Here is a 2,389-nt window from a genome sequence, read left to right on the forward strand (position 1 = left end):
GAAGCTGGGGTTACTGATTGAGCCACAGGCCATCCGCTTTACCAGCGCCAGCGCCCTGAACGACGCCGGCGTATTTAACCCGGAGCACCGGGTAGAGGCCAAACAGCTGACGCCTTTTGCCAAAGCACTGGCGGCGCATATGAGCGGCGAGGGATTAATGGGTAAGGCCACCCATCTGGTGGTCGATCAGGTGGTAAAACACGATCTGAAAAATCTGTACTGAAGGCTAAACATAATACGCAGAACAGCTGAAACAGGTGCGGTGGTACTCACCGCTCCTGTCGGCGAACGCAATTGTCAGGTTTTCACTCGCAGGTGGCTGATGATTCATAACCGAGATAATAATAACCATCCCAGGCCTGACCACCCGGCGAATGGGCACTAAACACAATACCTTCGCTTGTCATACAGTACACCAGCGTAAAATCTGTGGGGTCGAGATCAGCGAAGCCAAGCGCAAAATTATCTGAAGGCTCGCCATCAATCCGATAAAAATAATAACCGGCGCTAAGGTTCACCTGGCGCCGGTCATCGCTCAACGCATGGCAGCCATCGGCGGAATTGGTTCTGCCAGTGATAAGTACGGTGCGGTATACCGGTTTCTGATCGAAACTGACCAGTCTGATTTTTTCAGAAACACCGATATCCGGATTTTTAATTGCCAGACAATTCCCGTGCAACCAACCAATATGCTGTTCAAGCGTACCCTGCGGTACTGAAGCACAGCCTGCCAGCACGATGTACAAACTCATCAGAACAAGGGTTTTTATCGGATATGCGGACACCGGTTTCCTCCATGATGCATTTCAGGCGCGCCGGATGACGGCTCTCCCTGCCCGTTAATGGCAGGGGCACCTTACCCACGGGGCTGCTATCAATAATATGCTCCCTTCTCAGAACCTTAGAACCGGCAAATACATGCGTGGTGAAAAGACCGATAGCCGGGAGATGGCATTTCGCCTGAAGGGTAAAACGACCAGCCCCGCATGAACAGGTTTCTTTATTGATTACCCGATTGCCGACCCGATTGCAGCCCCATGGCCATAAACGCATCCTGCGACAACCTGTCGCAGCGACAAAATAACCGCCAGGGCATATTCTGACAGCCTGTGTTCGGCAGTGCGCTATGAGGGTGGCAAGCTGCCGTCCGCCGGGTTTACCGGAGTGTTTGTGGTGCTGTCGTCTGATCAGAGCGGCGGCTGTCAGTCAGTAACTCCCGGCACAACTTAACGTTTCCACGCTTTGACAGGCGCAGCGTTTCCGGTCTGTACACCCCGTCCGCTGCGCCTGTTTTTTCTTATTCCCTTTTTCTTATTTTTTCCTTTTCCCTGTTTTATCTCTGTACCCCCACTGCTTTGTCTTCCCACCACCCTGCCCCGCGGTTAGCATGACAGACTCTGAAAAAGCAGACCTGAAAAAGCCCCGTGCAGAATAGCGGGCTAATGGATACCGAATGAGCGATCAAGAAAAGAAAAACACCGGCCACAGCGCCAGCGAATGGCGCCACCTGTACTTTACCGGCATCAGCCGTGTGCCGCCGCAGGACATCAGCCTCAGCAACGAACAGATGCAGGCACTGCTCGGTATGGTGAACGCACCAGCGGCCATCTCCTGCCCGCGTGCCATTGACCCGCAGTATTTGATTAATGAAAAAGGCACCACGCCCTGGCTGGCACTCTATGCCCTGCTCGCCACCCGTGATCCGCAGGCGTTAACCGCCGTTGCCGAAGGCCAGAGCGCTATTCAGGTGCCGGCCGAATTTCTTGCCGGCACTTTTCACAGCCATGTGAACTGGCCTGCGGAAATGCTGGCGCGCTACGACCTGAATCTGGATGGTTTTTACCTGTTTGCCATTCCCTTCCTGCTGCATCGTGATGCACCGGCCGTAACCGATCTGAGTCAGTCGGCCAAATCACCGGACGGCCAGCTGGAGATTTTTAATATTCAGGAATTCCGTGATGAATTTCCGGAACAGTGCCTGCTGGAATTCGGCATGCTGGTGAAGTTTATTCAGACCAAGCGTCCGGATATTGTTGCTGCCCAGCCTTCCTGAGCGGCACCGGCAACCGTACAGGTTCTGGCTTTGGCCTGTACGGAACGGCCAGTTCCTGACAAATCACGGCCGTTTTCTCCCTCCCGGACACTGTCATAAAACAGTAAACTGGCTGCTTCTGATAACAACAAAAACAATAAGCTGTACAGAACCATGATATCCCATGAATTCAAGCCGCGTGGCTGGTCGTATTCCCTGCAGCAGATGCCTGACTCTCTGCGCCAGTGGCCACTGGATAAACAGCTGACCCTGCTGTTTCCCGCCGGCATTCTGCTGTTTGCCCTGCTGTTTGGTGATATCCGCCAGTGGCTGCCCGGTGAAAATAAAGCGGCGCTT

General features: G+C 53.7%; 4 protein-coding genes. 3 read left to right on the top strand and 1 reads right to left on the bottom strand.

All coding sequences use genetic code 11. The features are described 5' to 3' along the window. Nucleotides 1–223, top strand: a 223-nt coding sequence (locus tag B3P58_RS00215) for a hypothetical protein (RefSeq protein ID WP_286715064.1), incomplete at its 5' end; no start/stop codon positions are given. Nucleotides 224–305: 82 nt separating this feature from the next. On the opposite strand, the gene B3P58_RS00220 is transcribed toward B3P58_RS00215, so the two are convergent. Continuing rightward, complete coding sequence (locus B3P58_RS00220; protein WP_286715066.1) at nucleotides 306–785, bottom strand: hypothetical protein; 480 nt, start codon at nucleotides 783–785, stop codon at nucleotides 306–308. Between the two features lie 668 nt (nucleotides 786–1,453). Here B3P58_RS00220 and B3P58_RS00225 point away from each other — a divergent pair. Continuing rightward, nucleotides 1,454–2,053: a hypothetical protein gene (locus tag B3P58_RS00225; protein ID WP_230332430.1), complete on the top strand. Its 600-nt coding sequence runs from the start codon at nucleotides 1,454–1,456 to the stop codon at nucleotides 2,051–2,053. A gap of 153 nt (nucleotides 2,054–2,206) precedes the next feature. Beyond that, nucleotides 2,207–2,389, top strand: a 183-nt coding sequence (locus B3P58_RS00230; protein WP_286715072.1) for a hypothetical protein, incomplete at its 3' end; no start/stop codon positions are given.

Source organism: Thalassolituus sp. UBA2009 (genome assembly GCF_002335285.1).
In the GTDB taxonomy this organism is placed as follows: domain Bacteria; phylum Pseudomonadota; class Gammaproteobacteria; order Pseudomonadales; family Oceanobacteraceae; genus Venatoribacter; species Venatoribacter alkanivorans.

Bases quoted from the DNA above. Each gene is read 5' to 3' on its own strand.
- B3P58_RS00225 (WP_230332430.1), top strand. From the start codon at position 1,454: ATGAGCGATCAAGAAAAGAAAAACACCGGCCACAGCGCCAGCGAATGG.